General features: G+C 46.7%; 16 protein-coding genes and 2 tRNA genes. 17 read left to right on the forward strand and 1 reads right to left on the reverse strand.

Translation table 11 applies throughout. The features are described from left to right. The first annotated feature begins 12 nt into the window (after positions 1–12). From C2747_RS04805 to C2747_RS04865, 13 genes are all read left to right on the forward strand, one after another. A complete protein-coding gene (locus C2747_RS04805) occupies positions 13–2,034 on the forward strand; it encodes a RelA/SpoT family protein (protein ID WP_215332867.1) in 2,022 nt (673 codons plus the stop codon). 19 nt (positions 2,035–2,053) lie between these two features. Further along, a tRNA-Val gene (locus tag C2747_RS04810) sits at positions 2,054–2,130 on the forward strand. Positions 2,131–2,243: 113 nt separating this feature from the next. Continuing rightward, entirely contained in the window at positions 2,244–4,166 is a 1,923-nt protein-coding gene (thrS, locus tag C2747_RS04815; RefSeq protein WP_215332869.1) for a threonine--tRNA ligase, read from the forward strand. Between the two features lie 33 nt (positions 4,167–4,199). After that, positions 4,200–4,733: a translation initiation factor IF-3 gene (gene infC, locus C2747_RS04820; RefSeq protein ID WP_433915513.1), complete on the forward strand. Its 534-nt coding sequence runs from the start codon at positions 4,200–4,202 to the stop codon at positions 4,731–4,733. Between the two features lie 138 nt (positions 4,734–4,871). Further along, positions 4,872–5,069, forward strand: a complete 198-nt coding sequence (gene rpmI, locus C2747_RS04825; RefSeq protein ID WP_046330084.1) for a 50S ribosomal protein L35 — start codon at positions 4,872–4,874, stop codon at positions 5,067–5,069. Positions 5,070–5,094: 25 nt separating this feature from the next. After that, complete coding sequence (rplT, locus tag C2747_RS04830) at positions 5,095–5,460, forward strand: 50S ribosomal protein L20 (RefSeq protein ID WP_015421011.1); 366 nt, start codon at positions 5,095–5,097, stop codon at positions 5,458–5,460. A gap of 30 nt (positions 5,461–5,490) precedes the next feature. Next, positions 5,491–6,537 (forward strand): phenylalanine--tRNA ligase subunit alpha, encoded by a 1,047-nt coding sequence (gene pheS, locus C2747_RS04835; RefSeq protein ID WP_215332871.1) that lies wholly within the window; start codon positions 5,491–5,493, stop codon positions 6,535–6,537. 31 nt (positions 6,538–6,568) lie between these two features. Continuing rightward, a complete protein-coding gene (gene pheT, locus C2747_RS04840; protein ID WP_215332873.1) occupies positions 6,569–9,028 on the forward strand; it encodes a phenylalanine--tRNA ligase subunit beta in 2,460 nt (819 codons plus the stop codon). 42 nt (positions 9,029–9,070) lie between these two features. Further along, on the forward strand, positions 9,071–9,394 hold the full coding sequence (locus C2747_RS04845; RefSeq protein WP_215332875.1) for an integration host factor subunit alpha: 324 nt from the start codon (positions 9,071–9,073) through the stop codon (positions 9,392–9,394). After that, on the forward strand, positions 9,372–9,722 hold the full coding sequence (locus C2747_RS04850) for a MerR family transcriptional regulator (protein WP_215332877.1): 351 nt from the start codon (positions 9,372–9,374) through the stop codon (positions 9,720–9,722). The genes C2747_RS04845 and C2747_RS04850 overlap by 23 nt, the downstream gene beginning before the upstream one ends. A gap of 25 nt (positions 9,723–9,747) precedes the next feature. Further along, positions 9,748–9,824 (forward strand) — tRNA-Pro (locus C2747_RS04855). Between the two features lie 22 nt (positions 9,825–9,846). After that, entirely contained in the window at positions 9,847–10,248 is a 402-nt protein-coding gene (locus tag C2747_RS04860; RefSeq protein WP_215332879.1) for a PaaI family thioesterase, read from the forward strand. A 203-nt stretch (positions 10,249–10,451) separates the two neighbouring features. Beyond that, positions 10,452–10,736, forward strand: a complete 285-nt coding sequence (locus C2747_RS04865; protein ID WP_215332881.1) for an H-NS histone family protein — start codon at positions 10,452–10,454, stop codon at positions 10,734–10,736. Between the two features lie 87 nt (positions 10,737–10,823). Here the strand turns inward: C2747_RS04865 and C2747_RS04870 are convergent, their stop codons facing one another. Continuing rightward, complete coding sequence (locus C2747_RS04870; protein ID WP_215332883.1) at positions 10,824–11,525, reverse strand: helix-turn-helix domain-containing protein; 702 nt, start codon at positions 11,523–11,525, stop codon at positions 10,824–10,826. A gap of 298 nt (positions 11,526–11,823) precedes the next feature. On the opposite strand from C2747_RS04870, the gene C2747_RS04875 reads away from it, so the two are divergent. The 4 genes from C2747_RS04875 to zapE are packed head-to-tail and all read left to right on the forward strand — an operon-like array spanning position 11,824 to position 18,485. Then, complete coding sequence (locus C2747_RS04875) at positions 11,824–14,679, forward strand: 2-oxoglutarate dehydrogenase E1 component (protein WP_215332885.1); 2,856 nt, start codon at positions 11,824–11,826, stop codon at positions 14,677–14,679. A 42-nt stretch (positions 14,680–14,721) separates the two neighbouring features. Continuing rightward, the gene (odhB, locus tag C2747_RS04880; protein WP_215332887.1) at positions 14,722–15,933 is read left to right on the forward strand and encodes a 2-oxoglutarate dehydrogenase complex dihydrolipoyllysine-residue succinyltransferase; all 1,212 of its coding nucleotides are present in this window, start codon (positions 14,722–14,724) and stop codon (positions 15,931–15,933) included. Between the two features lie 11 nt (positions 15,934–15,944). Beyond that, a complete protein-coding gene (gene lpdA, locus C2747_RS04885) occupies positions 15,945–17,381 on the forward strand; it encodes a dihydrolipoyl dehydrogenase (RefSeq protein WP_215332889.1) in 1,437 nt (478 codons plus the stop codon). Further along, positions 17,382–18,485, forward strand: a complete 1,104-nt coding sequence (gene zapE / locus C2747_RS04890) for a cell division protein ZapE (protein WP_215332891.1) — start codon at positions 17,382–17,384, stop codon at positions 18,483–18,485. The last annotated feature ends 2 nt before the right edge of the window (positions 18,486–18,487 follow it).

The raw sequence follows: 18,487 nt of genomic DNA on the forward strand, positions 1-18,487 counted from the left end.
TTTCAGTCGCCCATGTCAAATGCTTCTTCTTCATCTGAGAGCATCAAAATTATTGATGGTTGGTATGGCGAGCCTTCTGAAAATCATGCCGCTGGCGTTCTCAGCATACTAAAGCTGCTTCACTTAGATGAGGCAACACTGACCGCTGCACATCATATTGCCCGTACCCATGGCAAAGAATCGCTCACCAAACTGATTGGTGATGAGTCAGCCAGACTGTTGATTGGCTATCGGGGCCTGAGGCAGGCTCAAGCCAAGCTGGTACGCAATGATGGCGGTCTAAGTATTTCTGGGCAAGAAGAGATGCTCAGAAAGATGTTGCTCGCTTTTGGTGATGACTTACGCGTCGTTTTGATTTATCTTGCTTCGCGCTTGCAAACGCTGCGTTGGATCAACCAAGAAAAAATCGAGATGCCAAAAGCTTGGGCACAAGAGATTTTGAATATTGATGCATCGCTTGCTAATCGTCTCGGTATTTGGCAAATGAAATGGGAGATGGAGGACTTGGCATTTCGAGTTCTCTCTCCAGAGATCTATCGCGATATCGCTAAGATGTTGGATGGCAAGCGTATTGAGCGTGAATCTTTTATCAATCAGATTGTGAGTAAGCTGAAAGAAGAATTAGATGCTGTCCGTATTGAAGGTGAGGTTCAGGGTCGCCCAAAGCACATCTATAGTATTTGGAAAAAGATGCAGGGTAAGTCACTCGACTTTGCCAATCTCTACGACGTCAGGGCGTTTAGAGTTTTAGTAGATGACGTTAAGTCCTGTTATGCCATTTTAGGAATAGTACATAACATCTGGCAGCCTGTCCCACGTGAATTTGATGACTACATCGCCAGGCCAAAGCCAAACGGCTACCAATCTTTGCATACTGTAGTGATGGATGAGCATGGGACTGCATTTGAGATTCAGGTGCGCACTAATGCAATGCATCAACAGGCTGAGTATGGATTGGCTGCGCACTGGCGTTACAAAGAGGGTGCTTATGTTGGCACAGCAACGCCGCCAAAAAATAAGCCTAATGATGCAAATCCCAGTCATCAAACGGGCACCCATAGTGCGGCAGTTGCTTATGAGCGCCAAATTGCTTGGGCAAGGCAACTCATTTCTTGGAAAGAGGATGCTTGGGAGCAACTCAAGCACCATGAGATCGATGACCATATTTATGTACTCACTCCATTAGGAAAAGTCATTTCCTTGGAGAAGGGTTCATCGCCCATCGATTTTGCATATGCAGTTCATACCGACCTTGGCCACCGCTGTCGTGGCGCTCGAGTAGATGGTGCGATGGTGCCTTTAGATACTCCTTTGCACAATGGCCAGACTATTGAAATCGTCGCCGTGAAACATGGCGGTCCCTCACGCGATTGGATTAGTCCGAGCCGCAATTACTTGCGTTCACAGCGTGCTCGCACACGTGTACGCGCTTGGTTTAATGCTGTGGATGATGAAGAGGCGGGGTCTAAGTCCACTGACTCCAAGGTGGAGCAAAAGACAGGGGCGAAGGTAATTACTCCAGCCCCAGAAATTGTTCTTAAACAAAGTACTCGTAAGCAGGGTCAGGCAGGTGATGTTTTGGTAGTGGGGGTAGATTCATTAATGACCCAGTTGGCGCGGTGCTGCCGGCCAGTCCCGCCCGATTCGATTGCAGGTTTTGTGACCCAAGGTCGTGGCGTATCGATTCATCGACGTTCTTGCAAAACATTTAGAGGTCTATTGGAGCGAGCTCCTGAGCGCGTTATCCAGACTGCCTGGAATGATTCTGGCGCTGAAACAGTAGCCGGAAATGATCCTAAGCGCGTATTTCCTGCGGATTTAGCGGTAACAGGGCTAGATCGCCCCGAGCTGATGCGTGAGCTGTTTGAGATTCTGACAAGACAGGGTGTTCACGTGATCGACCTTCGCAAATCTGCCAAGCGAGGGCTTACGCAAATACTGTTGACGGTGGAGATTAAGGACTCGGAAGCCTTACGACTCGTCCAAAACGCCCTTGAAGAAGTCAAAGGGGTGACCCAAGTACGCCGCCGGTGATAAACTCTATGGCTTATATAGGCTCGTAGCTCAGCTGGTTAGAGCACCACCTTGACATGGTGGGGGTCGTTGGTTCGAGTCCAATCGAGCCTACCAACGAATAAAGACCCAAAAGTGCGCGGTTGCCCAAAAGCACCCGCGCTTTCTTTTTGGTGGATGTTGTGCAGTAAATCAGTCTTTCGGCTGAATCTTAATAAGATGGAGCGGTCATGCTTATAGTTACTCTGCCAGATGGATCTAAACGTGAGTTCGAAGCTCCCGTACGCGTTCTTGATGTTGCCCAAAGCATTGGAAGCGGCCTTGCCAAAGCGGCCCTTGGCGGCATCGTTGACGGCAAGATGGTAGATGCCAGCTTTGTGATCGACAAAGATAGTCAATTAGCTATCGTCACGGATAAAAGCCCAGAAGCACTCGAGATCGTACGTCACTCTACGGCCCATTTATTGGCCTATGCCGTTAAAGAGTTATTCCCAGAGGCACAAGTCACGATTGGCCCGGTAATCGAAAACGGTTTTTATTATGACTTCTCATTTCATCGCCCGTTCACACCAGAAGACTTGGTGGCCATTGAAAAGAAAATGGCTGAGCTCGCTAAAAAAGATGAGCCAGTGATTCGTACAGTAATGCCGCGTGATGAGGCCGTGAAGTTCTTCAAAGATCAAGGCGAAAACTACAAGGCAGAAATTATTTCTAGCATCCCGCAAGGCGAAGATGTGTCTTTGTATGCCGAAGGGAAGTTCACTGACTTATGCCGCGGACCCCATGTGCCCTCTACTGGCAAGCTCAAAGTGTTCAAGCTTCTGAGCGTTGCTGGTGCTTACTGGCGTGGCGATAGCAAGAATGAGATGCTGCAGCGGATCTACGGTACAGCTTGGTTGAAAAAAGAAGATCAAGATGCCCATTTGCATATGCTTGAAGAAGCTGAGAAGCGTGACCATCGTCGCCTCGGTAAGTTCTTAGACTTATTTCACTTTCAACCTGAAGCGCCGGGTTTAATTTTCTGGCACCCCAAGGGCTGGTCTATTTGGCAAGAAGTTGAACAGTACATGCGCCGCGTTTATCAGCGCGAAGGCTACCAAGAAGTAAAAGCCCCCCAAATTTTGGATCGCGGCCTTTGGGAAAAGTCCGGCCACTGGGACAACTATAAAGAAAACATGTTCACAACGGAGTCGGAGAATCGTGCATATGCATTAAAGCCGATGAACTGCCCGGGACATGTGCAGATTTTTAATTCTGGTTTGCATAGCTATCGTGAATTGCCATTGCGCTATGGTGAGTTTGGTCAGTGTCATCGCAACGAGCCTTCAGGTGCATTACATGGTTTGATGCGTGTACGTGGTTTCACACAAGATGATGGCCATATTTTCTGTACTGAAGATCAGATTCAGCCCGAAGTAGCCGCATTCGATAAAGCGGTTCGTGAGGTTTACCAAGATTTTGGCTTTACTGAAGTGGCTGTTAAGCTGGCCTTGCGTCCTGCGAAGCGTGTTGGTGATGACGCTATTTGGGATAAAGCGGAGGCTGCCCTACGTGGCGCCTTGACCGCTTCAGGCCAAGAATGGGAAGAATTGCCAGGCGAGGGTGCTTTTTATGGTCCGAAGATCGAATATCACCTCAAAGACTCGATTGGCCGCACTTGGCAGTGCGGCACGATTCAGGTGGATTTCTCGATGCCAGCCCGTTTAGGTGCTGAATATGTAACCGAAGAGAACACTCGCAAGGCTCCAGTGATGCTTCATAGGGCAATTGTGGGCTCTTTGGAGCGTTTTATCGGTATTTTGATTGAAAACCACGCTGGAAATATGCCGGTTTGGCTTGCTCCGACCCAGGCTATAGTCCTTAATATTTCCGATAATTCGGCTGCATATGCTCAAAAAGTCCAGCAATCTCTGAAAAAACAAGGGTTTAGAGTCGAATCGGATTTGCGGAATGAGAAAATTACGTATAAAATACGCGAGCACGCATTACAGAAGCTCCCATTTTTGTTAGTTGTAGGGGATAAAGAAGCAGAAAGTAATTCGGTGGCCGTTCGTGCCCGTGGCGGAGTGGATTTAGGCGTAATGCCTCTTGATGCCTTCGTTGCCCGACTCCAGCAGGATATTTCTCAGAAAGTCGGACCCGAGCTTAGCTAGGGGTGGAATGGTTTTTATTGTTTTTTTAAAGGAATTAAGAAGATCGCTACTGATAAATCGCAGCGCATAAATCGGGAGATTACTGCTCCTGAAGTGCGTCTGATTGGACTGGATGGAGAACCCATCGGTGTAGTTAAGTTGAGTGAAGCCTTGGCTTTAGCAGAAGAGAAAGAGACCGATTTGGTTGAAATTGCTCCGACAGCTGTGCCACCTGTAGTCCGGATTATGGACTTCGGCAAATTCAAATATCAAGAAGCCAAACGTTTGCATGAAGCTAAGCTCAAGCAAAAAGTGATTCAGGTGAAGGAAGTAAAGTTCCGTCCCGGCACAGATGATGGTGACTATGGTGTGAAGCTACGCAATCTAATCCGCTTTTTGGAAGATGGCGATAAGACAAAGATTACGCTGCGATTTCGGGGTCGTGAAATGGCCCACCAAGAAATCGGAGTCAGAATGTTGGAACGTTTGAAGTCAGACCTAATTGAGCATGGTCAAGTAGAACAGTTTCCAAAGATGGAAGGTCGCCAGATGGTGATGGTATTGGCCCCCATTCGTAAGGTTAAGTAATAAACCAAATCGCAAGATGGGTTTGTTGTTTAAGTAGGGAGGAGCTGCGAGGCTCTGGTAGTTTGAAGTGTTTCTAGGTACAGGAAGCGTAACCGTCGGTTACCACCTATGTTGCACAAGTAATTGAAGGGGTGCTTTATGCCCAAGATGAAGAGCAAGAGTAGCGCTAAAAAGCGCTTCACGGTTCGCGCAGGCGGAACGATTAAACGAGGTCAGGCTTTCAAACGCCATATCCTCACCAAGAAGACCACAAAGAATAAGCGTCACCTACGTGGTACTACCGAAGTTGCGAAAGCAGACGTTAAGTCAATTCGCTCCATGCTTCCATACGCTTAACCTCAGACTAGATTAGGAGAAATAAATGCCAAGAGTCAAACGTGGGGTTACAGCAAGAGCCCGTCATAAGAAAATCACCGATGCTGCAACAGGCTATCGTGGACGTCGTAAAAACGTATTCCGTATTGCTAAGCAAGCAGTTATGCGTGCTGGTCAATATGCATACCGCGACCGTCGCAATAAGAAACGTGTATTCCGCGCATTGTGGATTGCTCGTATCAATGCGGCAGTTCGTCAGCATGACATGACCTATAGCGTATTCATGAATGGCATGAAGAAAGCTGCGATCGAACTCGACCGCAAAGTGCTTTCTGATATGGCCATTGCTGACAAGGCGGCTTTCGCTGCTTTGGTTACTCGGATCAAATCCGTAGTAAGCGCTGCAGCTTAATTCTTAGTTCATTTAAAAAACTAAGCTGCAATGGTTTCTCTCGACCACATTGTCGAGGATGCTAAACGTGATTTCCTCGGGGCTGCCGATTCGGCAGCTCTTGAGGACGCGAAAGCCAAGTATCTCGGTAAGTCAGGTGTTCTCACTGAGCGTTTAAAAGCGCTTGGTGGAATGTCGCCTGATGAGCGTAAGAGTGCTGGCGCCCATATTAATCAAATCAAAACCCAAGTAGAAGCTGCATTACAAGAGCGTCGCCAAGCATTGGCTGATGCGGTATTGCTGCAACGTCTTGCGGCGGAATCGATTGATGTTTCTTTGCCTGGCCGTGGCCAAGCAGTAGGTAGTTTGCATCCTGTAATGCGCACCTGGGAACGTGTTGAAGAGATCTTCCGCTCCATTGGTTTTGATGTAGCTGATGGTCCTGAAATTGAGACTGATTGGTTTAATTTCACCGCCTTAAATAGCCCTGAGAATCATCCTGCGCGTTCAATGCAGGACACCTTTTATATCGATGGCAAAGATTCCACTGGAAAGCCTTTGTTATTACGTACGCACACCAGCCCGATTCAGGTTCGTTATGCGAGTGAGCATGTAAAAAAATATGCCCATGCCGATGTGATGCCGCCAATCAAAGTGATTGCGCCTGGTAGAACCTATCGCGTCGATAGCGATGCAACCCATTCACCGATGTTTCATCAAGTTGAAGGCCTGTGGATTGCAGAGAGTGTTTCCTTTGCAGACCTAAAGGGTGTGTATACCGACTTCTTAAGAACTTTTTTCGAGACGAATGAACTGCAAGTTCGTTTCCGTCCTTCGTATTTCCCATTCACTGAGCCTTCAGCTGAAATCGATATGGCCTTCGGTAGCGGCAAGTTAGCTGGCCGTTGGTTAGAGATTTCTGGGGCAGGGCAGGTGCATCCCAATGTATTGCGCAATATGGGTATTGATCCAGAGCGCTATACCGGTTTTGCTTTTGGCTCTGGCTTAGAGCGTTTGACGATGTTGCGTTATGGCGTTGATGATTTACGTCTTTTCTTTGAGAACGATCTCCGTTTCTTAGCGCAATTTCCAGCTTAATCGGCTAACCTTTTAATAGTAGATAGCGCATATGCAATTTTCTGAATCTTGGTTACGCCAGTATGTAAATCCCTCACTCGATAGCAATGCCTTAGGTCATGCTATGACGATGGCTGGCCTTGAGGTCGAAGAGCAACATTCAGTAGCCCCAGCATTCACAAAAATCGTGGTTGCTCAAATCCTTTCGGCTGAGCAGCATCCTGATGCAGATCGCTTGCGTGTTTGCAAAGTTGACGCAGGCACTGGCCAAGAATTACAAATTGTTTGCGGTGCACCGAATGCACGTGCTGGTATCAAAATTCCTTGCGCCATGGTTGGCGCAGAATTGCCGCCAACCGAAGCGGGTGGCAAGCCTTTCATGATTAAGATTGGTAAGCTGCGCGGTGTAGAAAGCCAGGGCATGTTGTGCTCTGGTCGCGAACTTGGTCTTGGTGATGATCACGAAGGTATTTTGGAGTTGCCCGCAGATGCACCAGTGGGTGAGGATATCCGTAAATACTTAAACCTAGATGACCAGATCTTTGTGATTAAATTAACGCCTAACAAAGCAGACTGCCTATCTTTAATGGGTATGGCACGTGAAGTGTCAGCAATCACAGGTGCCGCATTGTGCGCACCCAAGTGGACTGCTGCAAATGTCACTATTGCCGATAAGCTCAAAGTTACTGTTGAGAATACCGAGCTATGTGGGCGTTTTGCTGGTCGCATCATCCGCGGCGTTAATCCAAAATCTAAAACTCCAGATTGGATTGTGCAGCGTTTAGCTCGTGCTGGCCAAAGAAGCATTTCTCCTCTAGTTGATTTGTCTAACTATGTCATGTTAGAAATGGGTCAGCCGACCCATGTATTTGATATTGATAAATTAACTGGAGACTTATCAGTTCGCTGGGCGAAGCCCGGCGAAACTCTTGAATTATTAAATGGTCAGACTGTTACTTTGCAAGGCCCAGATTCAGCAGGCAAGATTCAAGATGCTGGTGTGGTTGCCGACCAAGGTGGTCCCGTAGCATTAGCCGGCATTATGGGTGGCAATCATTGCGCAGTAACTGACGATACAAAAAATATTTATGTTGAAGCCGCTTATTGGCAGCCTTCAGCAATTCAGGGGCGTGCTCGTCGTTTTAATTTCAGTACCGATGCAGCACATCGCTTTGAGCGTGGTGTTGATCCGCAAAATACATCTAACTGCTTGGAGTACTTAACGGCTCTGATTATTGAAGTATGCGGTGGCCAAGTTGGCCCAATAGATGATCAAGTGTTATCCATTCCTGAGCGCAAACTAGTCAGCATGCGTTTAGCACGTGCCATGAAAGTCATCGGCATTCCGCTCACTACTGAAATTGTTGCTGATGTGTTCAAACGTCTCGGTTTTGAGTTCAAGCAAGAAGCAGGTGATGTATTTGTGGTGACACCACCAAGCTATCGCTTTGATATCGAAATTGAAGAAGATTTAATCGAAGAAGTCGCACGCATGTACGGCTTTGAAAATATTCCTGATGTGCCACCAGTCTCCTCTTTGAAGATGAGTGCTAGGGCTGAGGCAAAGCGTGGAGTGCATTTATTGCGCCAGCGTTTAGCTCTCCAAGGTTATCAAGAGGCAGTGAACTTTGGATTTACTGACCTTGAGAGTGAGCAACGCTTAGCTGCTGCCTCTGAAAAAGATCTTATTGCCGTACTTAATCCAATCGCCAGTCAGTATGGCGTAATGCGTAGCAATCTATGGGGTGGCTTACTGGGTAATCTCAAGTCAAATCTGAATCGTGGTGCTGGCCGTGTCCGCCTGTTCGAGACGGGCCGTGTATTTAAACGTGATGCTAGCGTGCAAGAAGAGGCTGGCAAAGTTGCAGGCTTTCATCAGCCACAGCAAATTGGTGGTTTGGCTTATGGCTCATTTGTAGCAGAGCAGTGGGCAAGCGCTGATCGTGCAGTCGATTTCTTTGACGTGAAAGGTGATTTGGAGCGTGTGCTCGATCCCTTGCATTTCACAACTGAGGCAGCCGTTCATCCAGCGCTCCACCCTGGCCGCAGTGCACAAATTGCGTTAATGACACCAGCTGGCAAGCTGAATATTGGCTGGATTGGTGAGCTACATCCTGGCTTGCAGCAAGCTTATGAGTTACCTCAAGCGCCAGTGCTGTTTGAAATGGATTTAGAGGCCATTCGTAATTTAAGTATTCCGCAGCCAGAAGAGTTGAGTAAGTTTCCTGCAGTGCAACGTGATTTGGCAGTAGTGGTAAAGCAGACCGTTGCAGCGCAAACTTTACTCGATGCAATGAATGCGAAGAAGCAGAACTTTGTTAAGTCAATTGAGTTATTCGATGAATTCAAGCCAAAAGCTGGTTCGAGCAGTATGGCTGATGATGAGAAGAGTCTAGCCTACCGTGTGACTTTGCTCAATCCACAGGAAACGCTGCAGGATGCACAAATTGAAGCGGTAATGACTGCTTTATTAGCGGCACTCGAAAAAAATTGCGCAGCCCGTCTGCGCTAGGTTTAATATTAGCAACAGATCTAGTAAGAAGAGACTTCCGCCATGAATAATTTAGTTAGCAACGATACCGTTACCAAGAATGAGCTCTCGGAGGCTCTCTTTGATCAAGTTGGCTTAAATAAGCGCGAAGCCAAGGACATGATTGACGCCTTCTTCGACCGTATTGGGAAATCACTTGAGACTGGTGTTGAAGTAAAGATTTCTGGTTTTGGCAATTTCCAGTTACGCAATAAATCTGCCCGGCCAGGCCGCAATCCAAAAACCGGTCAAATGATTCCAATTGCAGCCCGTCGCGTTGTGACATTTCATGCAAGTCAAAAGCTCAAGGACGTAGTTGAGTCTCATGCTCGAGAAATCAGCATTTGATGCTGGGTCGGTGCTGCTAAGTTCGCAGCTCCCCCCAATTCCCGCTAAGCGTTATTTCACTATCGGTGAAGTATCCGATCTTTGTGGCGTTCGTTCTCATGTATTGCGCTATTGGGAGCAAGAGTTCACCCAATTGAGTCCTCAAAAGCGTCGCGGTAATCGTCGCTACTATCAACATCATGAAGTTGTCTTGATTCGTAAGATTAGGGCGCTTTTGTATGAAGAGGGCTTCACGATCAGTGGCGCCCGAAATCGCCTTGATGAGGCTCGTGGCGAGCTTCGCTTGCGCGATGAGTTGCAGGCTGTCCTGCAAATTCTCTCCAAATAGTTACTGATACAATTTTGTTTCTCGTCGGGGCGTAGCGCAGCCTGGTAGCGTACATGCATGGGGTGCATGTGGTCGGAGGTTCAAATCCTCTCGCCCCGACCATTCAATTTGGCATTTACTTCCTATGACATCAAACTCAAGTAACACTACGTATTTTGGATTAACTATCCCGTTTTTGGCTCACTTGGGGGTTGTTCCTGAGTATGCCGAAGGGGGAAAGTCGCGCATTAGCCTAGTCATCAAACCAGAATTCGAGAATAGCTTTCAGATTGCCCACGGTGGCGTTGTGATGACCCTCCTGGACTTTGCGATGGGGGCGGCAGCTCGAAGTACGGTGAACCAGCAACTTGGTGCCATGACAATTGACATGAACGTCAGCTTCTTGCGCCCAAGTATTGGCAAGATTGTGGTGGAGGGTAGCGTTCTGAAGTTTGGTAAAACAATTCATTACTGCGAGGCCGTGGTATTGAATGAGGCCGGTGAAGTTACCGCCAAATCTAGCGGTACATTTATGCTGAGAAGGTAATGCTTAAAATATCATTATAAATATAGTATTTATAATGATTATGTTGGTTATCTTATTAATTAATGCAATATAGGCCTATTTCTATAGGGTTATAAGACTATTTTCAATATAAATGGTTACTTTTTAATATATTGATATAATGCATTTCTAGGAATAGCAAATCTTTTGTTATTCAATCAATCTATTATCTGGATAAACTAAACATGTCATCATATAAAGATCTGTTGGCCCAACGTGAATTGTTGGATAAACAGATTAAAGAAGCAGTTTTACGTGAAAAGGCTGATGGCATTGCTAAAGCCAAGCTCATCATTGAGCAATATGATTTAACAGCTTCAGACTTATTTAGTCGTAAAGCTGGCGTTCGCAGTTCTGGCGCTAAGGTTGCTCCAAAGTACCGTAATCCCTCTACTGGTGATACCTGGACTGGTCGCGGTAAGGCGCCAAAATGGATTGAAGGTAGAGATCGCAGTAACTTCTTGATCTAAACTATTGATTTAAATAGATTTATTATTTAAAAAGCCGCTCATGATCAAATTGAGCGGCTTTTTTGTTTTATAGATCCAGATCAGGTTCTAGGCACATTTTCTATTGAGCGCCTGAATAAATATAGGCTCTAAGAGTTCGTGCCGATTTTTATCTCCCACGGTATTTTCAAGTTCAGGATTAGTAGCTGGATAGCCAATAATCAAAGGATTTTGGTCAATTAGACCGTTTTCAAGCTCTTCTTGAAGTACTTCAGGGTAGCGCGACTTGACTCCAACCGTATTTTCATCGGCTAAGCCTATAACCCCAGGATGAAGGCGAATAAATCCCTCATCTACCAAGATAGGAATACGCTGCGTATCCTTGTTTTTGCTCAAATAATGGATGAGATGCACCTGTTCAACTGGCGGTATTAAGGCATCTAGGAATATGAGGTCAGGGGAAATTGAAACTGCCTTCATCAGGCCCTCAAGGCTATCGACAGATACCTCCATATCCACCTTTAACTGCCAGCATTGAATAGATTCGATTAATTCATGGCTATTTTCAGCCCTTCTGAATATCCCCATAGCAATGCAGTTTTGGGTAGTCTTTTGGCGCATTGCTCTTTTACGGCGTGCTAGCTGTTGGTCTAGAGAGCTTACCAAGATGCGCCGGTGACCCCCACGGGTCTTCCAGGCGATTAATTCACCTAATTCAACCATTTTCTGGACCGTGCCAAGTGAAACCTGTAGCACTTTAGCGCTTTGACGGGTGCTTAGATATTCCAATTCTGGGGTAATCGCTTTCATATGTCCCTAATCTCATTAATTTATTTGGAGATTTAGAGAATACGAATCAAGTCTGGGGGAATCTGTCAGGCATGGTTTAAATCAGAGTAGGAAAATTCTTATTCAGCCCTTAAAAAGTGAGGATTGGCTTGAAAGCCCCCTAATTAGGGAAAGTCCTTTATGAATCAATGGGTAGTCGTGTTAAATTAGCTAGGTTGTAAGAGTATTCGCACAGATCAATTCGTAAAGTGGTTTAGCCGCAGAGCGAATGGTTTTAACCACAGTCTTTATTCGGGAAACCCGATGAAAGGTGAGCATCATGATGCAAGATCAAAGAGATAGCTCCTATCTCTTCGGTGGAAACGCCCCTTACGTAGAGGAACTCTACGAATCCTATTTGCATGATCCAGGCTCGGTAGCTGACCATTGGCGGGATTATTTTGATAATGTAAAGCAAGTCCCAGCGGTAGATGGCTCCTCTAGATCTGACGTTGCCCATGGACCCATTGTTGCTTCCTTTGCTGAGCGGGCCAAGCAAGGCCCCATCAGAACAGTTTCTGATTCTGCTGACTCTGAGATGGGGCGCAAACGCGTTGCCGTTCAGCAGTTAATTGCCGCATATCGTAACGTCGGAAACCGTTGGGCCGACATTGATCCTTTGAAGCGAATTGAGCGCAAGGATATTCCAGAGTTAGATCCTGCTTTTTATGGTTTCACTGATGGCGATATGGATATCGTCTTCAATACCAGCAATACCTTCTTTGGTCGTAACGAAATGACCTTGCGTGATTTACTGCAAGCATTGCGTCAAACTTACTGCGGTACCTTGGGTGCTGAGTACATGTTTATTGCTGACCAGACCATCAAGAAATGGTGGCAAGAAAAATTAGAGTCGATTCGTTCGACTCCAAGATTTAATATCGATGAGAAGCGCCATATTTTGGATCGCGTGACTTCAGCAGAAGGTTTGGAGCGTTATCTTCAAGCGAAGTATGTCGGTCAAAAGCGTTTTTCTCTCGAGGGTGGTGAGAGTTTTATCGCCTGTATGGACGAGTTGATTCGTGAGTCAGGAGCTAAGGGCGTTCAAGAGATTGTGATTGGTATGGCTCACCGTGGCCGATTGAATGTGCTGGTGAACGTCTTAGGAAAAATGCCTTCAGATCTTTTTGCTGAATTTGAGCATAAGGGCCCAGAAACTTTGCCTGCGGGTGATGTAAAGTATCACCAAGGTTTCTCGAGTGATATTTCTACTCCAGCGGGACCCGTCCATCTATCGCTTGCATTTAATCCCTCCCATTTAGAAATCGTGAACCCAGTAGTAGAGGGCTCTGCACGCGCCCGTATGGAGCGTCGTGGTGATATGGTGGGTGAGCAGGTATTGCCAGTATTAGTGCACGGCGATGCGGCCATTGCAGGTCAAGGCGTGATGCAAGAAACCTTGGCAATGGCAGAGGTACGCGGCTACTACACTGGCGGCACGATTCATATCGTGATTAATAATCAGATTGGTTTCACTACATCCGATCCTCGTGATTTGCGTTCTAGTTTGTATTGCACGGACATCATGAAGGTGATTGATGCGCCTGTATTGCATGTGAACGGCGATGACCCTGAAGCGGTTGTTTTAGCTACTAAGCTAGCCGTTGAGTTCCGCACTCAGTTTCACAAAGATGTTGCGATTGATATTGTTTGCTTCAGAAAGCTGGGTCATAACGAGCAAGACACTCCAGCTATGACTCAACCTTTAATGTACAAAATCATCGCGGCTCATCCAGGTACAAGAAAGTTGTATGCGGATAAATTAGAGGCTCAAGGTGTATTGCCTGCCGGTACCGGTGAATTAATGGTGAAAGAATATCGCGCGGCCATGGATGCGGGTAAGCAGACTTCAGACCCCGTACTCAGTAACTTCAAAGGTAAGTTCGCGGTTGACTGGTCTCCATTCCTAAATAAGCGTTGGACCGATGAGGCTGATACTGCCATTCCTTTGACTGAGTGGAAGCGATTAGCCGAGCGAGTATCTACTGCGAGAGAAGGATTCAAGGTTCACCCCTTGGTCGAAAAAGTCTTAAAAGATCGTGCCGCCATGGGCCGCGGTGAAACTAATGTTGACTGGGGTATGGGTGAGCATATGGCTTTCGCATCCCTAGTGGCGAGCGGTTATCCAGTTCGCTTATCTGGCGAGGACAGTGGTCGCGGTACCTTCACTCATCGCCATGCCGTTTTGCACAATCAAAACCGTGAAAAATGGGATACCGGCGTCTACATTCCCTTGCGCCATATCGCCAAAGATCAAGCCCCTTTCTTGGTGATTGATTCCATCCTCTCCGAAGAGGCTGTGCTTGGTTTTGAGTATGGTTACGCTGCTGCAGAGCCAAATACTCTGACTATTTGGGAGGCTCAGTTCGGCGACTTTGCGAACGGTGCTCAAGTGGTGATCGACCAATTTATCGCTTCCGGGGAAGTGAAGTGGGGTCGTGCAAACGGCTTGGTCATGATGTTGCCTCACGGCTATGAGGGTCAAGGTCCAGAGCACTCATCTGCACGTTTAGAGCGCTTTATGCAGTTATGTGCTGACACTAATATGCAAGTGATTCAGCCAACGACCGCATCGCAGATCTTCCACGTCTTGCGTCGCCAAATGATTCGTCAGTTCCGCAAGCCGCTGATCTTGATGACACCAAAATCACTGTTACGTAATAAAGAAGCGGCTTCACCATTGTCTGAGTTTACAAAGGGTGGTTTTCATACCATTCTTGGTGAGCGCGATGAGAGCATCGATGGCAAAAAGGTCACTCGATTAATCATGTGTTCTGGCAAAGTCTATTACGACTTAGCTAAAGCACGTACCGAGAAAAAACTAGAGGATGTGGCGATTATTCGTTTGGAGCAGCTCTATCCATTCCCGCACAAAGCGTTGACTGTTGAGTTAAAGAAATATCCAAACTTGGAGGAGGTAGTGTGGTGTCAAGATGAGCCACAAAACCAAGGCGCTTGGTTCTTTGTTCAGCACAATATTTTGGAGAACATGTCTGAGGGGATGAAGTTGGCCTATGCAGGCCGTCCAGCTTCTGCTTCACCAGCTTGTGGCTACGCTCATCTTCATCAAGAACAACAGAAGTCACTTCTGAATGCAGCATTTGCAAAACTAAAGGGTTATGTCATTACGAAGTAATCGTAGACCTCACTCACATACAAATACTAAATAGGATTAATCATGGCTATTTTTGAAGTTAAAGTTCCCCAACTCTCCGAGTCAGTAGCAGAAGCAACTTTATTGCAATGGAAAAAGAAGGTTGGCGATGCCGTCGGTCAAGATGAGATCTTGATTGAAATTGAAACTGACAAAGTCGTACTAGAAGTTCCTTCACCGTCTGCTGGTGTAATTACAGAAATCCTGATTGCTGATGGTGGCACGGTAATTGCCGAGCAATTGATTGCAAAGATTGATAGCACCGCTGTTGCCGCCGCTGCTCCTGCAGCAGCACCAGCGCCAGCACCTGTAGCCGCGCCAGCTGCTGCTCCAGCTAAAGCTGCGCCCGCAGCAAAATCAACTGGCGCTGCTGCCGCACCTTCTGCAGCAAAAATTTTGGCTGAAAACAATATGACGACTGGTCAAGTTGTAGGCTCTGGTCGTGATGGTCGTGTGACTAAAGGTGATGCTCTTAATGCTGTTGCTGGAGACTCATCTTCCGCAGCATTGCCAAGTGCAACAGTTCCGTTGGGCAATCGCCCAGAAGAGCGCGTACCAATGAGCCGCTTGCGTGCTCGTATTGCTGAGCGTTTGCTGGAGTCTCAAGCAAACAATGCCATATTGACTACCTTTAACGAAGTCAATATGGCTCCAGTAATCGCTATGCGTAACAAGTACAAAGATCAGTTTGAAAAAGTGCACGGTGTGAAGTTGGGCTTCATGTCTTTCTTTGTTAAAGCGGCAACCCATGCTTTGAAGAAATTCCCATTGTTAAACGCATCTGTTGATGGCAATGACATCGTATATCACGGTTACTTTGACATCGGCATTGCAGTGAGCTCACCGCGTGGCTTGGTAGTTCCAATTCTGCGTGACGTGGATCAAATGAACTTGGCTGATATCGAGAAGAAGATTGCTGAGTTTGGTGTAAAAGCTCGCGAAGGTAAGCTGTCGTTAGAAGATTTAACTGGCGGTACATTCTCGATCTCTAATGGTGGTGTTTTTGGTTCGATGCTTTCTACTCCAATTATTAATCCTCCACAGTCTGCGATTTTGGGTATTCATGCAACTAAAGAGCGTGCAGTGGTTGAGAATGGCCAAATTTTGATACGTCCGATTAACTACCTAGCTTTGTCATATGACCACCGCATTATTGATGGTCGTGAGGCAGTACTTGGCTTAGTGGCTATGAAGGACGCATTGGAAGATCCTTCACGCCTTCTCCTTGATCTGTAAGAGAGAAGAACATGAGCCAATCATTTGACGTAGTAGTAATCGGCGGCGGCCCTGGTGGTTACATCGCTGCGATTCGTGCGGCGCAACTCGGTTTTAAGGTTGCCTGTGCCGAATCAAATTCTTTTGACGATCCAAAGGGTGAAATACGCCTTGGCGGAACTTGCTTGAACGTCGGCTGCATTCCATCTAAAGCCTTGCTTGCTTCTTCTGAAGAATTTGAGAAGATTAGTCATCATGTAGCTGACCACGGCATTACCGTTGGATCGGTGAAGTTAGACTCCGGCAAGATGATCGCTCGTAAGGATGCGATTGTGACCAAGATGACTGCTGGTATTCAGTTTTTATTCCGTAAAAATAAAATTACCTTATTAAAAGGACATGCTTCTTTTAAAGGTAAGGGCGCTGATGGCTATCAAGTCAAGATCGATGGTAAAGACAAAGAAGTGGTGACCGCTAAAAATGTGATTATTGCTACCGGATCTAAGGCACGTCATTTGCCAGGCATTCCTGTCGATAACATCTTGATTAGCGATAACGAAGGTGGTCTCAAGTTTGATTCCATTCCGAAGAAACTTGGCGTCATTGGCGCTGGTGTAATCGGCCTGGAGCTCGGATCAGTATGGCGTCGCGTTGGTTCTGATGTGACTATTTTGGAGGCGCTCCCCACTTTCTTAGGCGCCTGCGATCAAGGTATTGCAAAAGAGGCTCATAAGATCTTCACCAAGCAGGGCCTCAAAATCAATATGGGCATCAAGATTGGTGAAGTGAAGGCAGATAAAAAAGGTGTTGTAGTGAACTACACCGATAGTGAAGGCAAGACTCAGAAATTAGAGTGCGATCGTTTAATTGTTTCTGTTGGTCGGGTTCCCAATACGGACAAATTAGGTCTGGATAAGATTGGTCTGAAAGTGGATGAGCGTGGATTTATTCCAGTTGATGACCATACCTGTGCAACAGCGGCGCCTGGCGTTTATGCTGTGGGTGATGTGGTGCGTGGACCGATGCTGGCTCATAAGGCTGAAGACGAGGGTGTCCTTGTTGCTGAAACGATTGCTGGTCAAAAACCACATATTGATTACAACTGTATTCCTTGGGTGATCTACACCGATCCCGAAATTGCCTGGGTTGGTAGAACTGAAGAGCAGCTCAAGCAGGCTGGCATTGCTTACAAAGCAGGTCAGTTCCCATTTGCAGCTAACGGTCGCGCCTTAGGCATGGATCGTGCCGATGGTTTCGTCAAAGTATTAGCAGATGAAAAAACAGATGAAATCTTAGGCGTTCACATCATTGGACCAAATGCTTCTGACTTAATTGCTGAAGCGGCCGTAGCAATGGAATTTAAAGCAGCAGCTGAAGATATTGCACGCATCTGTCATCCACACCCGAGTCTATCGGAAGTGGTTCGCGAGGCAGCATTAGCGACGGATAAACGTGCATTAAACATGTAATTGAAAGCATTAGAGTACTACTATCAAGAGTTAAAGGCGCGCGGGTATCAAAGCGATCCCGCGCAACTTGCTGCTATTGAGCGCTTACAGCGCTGTGAAGATGAGTGGGTTGCTTACAAAGAAATTCGCAGCAGCGGTTTAAAAAAGAAACTCTTTAAACCAAAACTACCGCGTGGCGTCTACTTGTGGGGCGGAGTCGGTCGCGGCAAATCCTTTTTGATGGATATCTTTTTTGCTGCATCTCCTCTAGAGAAAAAGATCCGCATTCATTTTCATGAATTCATGCGAGAAGTGCATCGTGAGCTTCATGAGCTCTCTGGCATGGCGGATCCTCTGGATGAGCTTGCCAAAAGAATTGCTAATAGATACCGGCTCATCTGTTTTGATGAGTTTCATATTAATGACATTGCCGATGCCATGATTTTGTATCGCTTGCTGAGCGCACTCTTTGAAGATCGCGTCCAGTTTGTGATGACCTCAAACTATCAGCCTAGTCAGCTTTATCCCAACGGCCTCCATCGCGATCGCTTGCTGCCGGCTATTAAGTTATTAGAAGAACAGCTCGATGTCATGAATGTTGATGCTGGCAATGACTATCGCCGCGTGCAGATGGCTCAAGTTGAAGCCTACCTAACACCAGTGAATGCTGCATCTCATGCGATCTTGATGCAGATGTTTCAAGGCTTAATTGGTAATCAAAAAGAGACTGTCCGTCCGGTGTTACGCATTGAGTCCCGTGAGCTAAGGCCTTTGCATATGGCTGAAGGGGTAGTTTGGTTTGATTTTCAAACCCTATGCTGTGGTCCAAGGTCACAAAACGACTATTTGGAGATTGCCAAGCAGTTTCATACGGTAATCTTGTCTGGGGTGCCTTATATGCCCCCTAGAATGACTAATGAAGCCCGCCGCTTTATTTGGCTGATTGATGTCCTCTATGACCATAAAATCAAACTAATCATCTCTGCAGAGGTCCCGGCGGTCGATTTATACACTGAGGGCCAGATTACCAGTGAGTTCTCCAGAACGGTTTCTCGTTTAATTGAGATGCAGTCTCGTGATTACCTGGATGCACCTCGCCGGGTAATTGATACCAGCTTGACCTAAAA

The sequence above is a fragment of the Polynucleobacter corsicus genome, assembly GCF_018688255.1.
Classification (GTDB): domain Bacteria; phylum Pseudomonadota; class Gammaproteobacteria; order Burkholderiales; family Burkholderiaceae; genus Polynucleobacter; species Polynucleobacter corsicus.

Bases quoted from the DNA above. Each gene is read 5' to 3' on its own strand.
- C2747_RS04805 (WP_215332867.1), top strand. From the start codon at position 13: ATGTCAAATGCTTCTTCTTCATCTGAGAGCATCAAAATTATTGATGGT.
- thrS (WP_215332869.1), top strand. From the start codon at position 2,244: ATGCTTATAGTTACTCTGCCAGATGGATCTAAACGTGAGTTCGAAGCT.
- rpmI (WP_046330084.1), top strand. From the start codon at position 4,872: ATGCCCAAGATGAAGAGCAAGAGTAGCGCTAAAAAGCGCTTCACGGTT.
- rplT (WP_015421011.1), top strand. From the start codon at position 5,095: ATGCCAAGAGTCAAACGTGGGGTTACAGCAAGAGCCCGTCATAAGAAA.
- pheS (WP_215332871.1), top strand. From the start codon at position 5,491: ATGGTTTCTCTCGACCACATTGTCGAGGATGCTAAACGTGATTTCCTC.
- pheT (WP_215332873.1), top strand. From the start codon at position 6,569: ATGCAATTTTCTGAATCTTGGTTACGCCAGTATGTAAATCCCTCACTC.
- C2747_RS04845 (WP_215332875.1), top strand. From the start codon at position 9,071: ATGAATAATTTAGTTAGCAACGATACCGTTACCAAGAATGAGCTCTCG.
- C2747_RS04850 (WP_215332877.1), top strand. From the start codon at position 9,372: ATGCTCGAGAAATCAGCATTTGATGCTGGGTCGGTGCTGCTAAGTTCG.
- C2747_RS04860 (WP_215332879.1), top strand. From the start codon at position 9,847: ATGACATCAAACTCAAGTAACACTACGTATTTTGGATTAACTATCCCG.
- C2747_RS04865 (WP_215332881.1), top strand. From the start codon at position 10,452: ATGTCATCATATAAAGATCTGTTGGCCCAACGTGAATTGTTGGATAAA.
- C2747_RS04870 (WP_215332883.1), bottom strand. From the start codon at position 11,525: ATGAAAGCGATTACCCCAGAATTGGAATATCTAAGCACCCGTCAAAGC.
- C2747_RS04875 (WP_215332885.1), top strand. From the start codon at position 11,824: ATGATGCAAGATCAAAGAGATAGCTCCTATCTCTTCGGTGGAAACGCC.
- odhB (WP_215332887.1), top strand. From the start codon at position 14,722: ATGGCTATTTTTGAAGTTAAAGTTCCCCAACTCTCCGAGTCAGTAGCA.
- lpdA (WP_215332889.1), top strand. From the start codon at position 15,945: ATGAGCCAATCATTTGACGTAGTAGTAATCGGCGGCGGCCCTGGTGGT.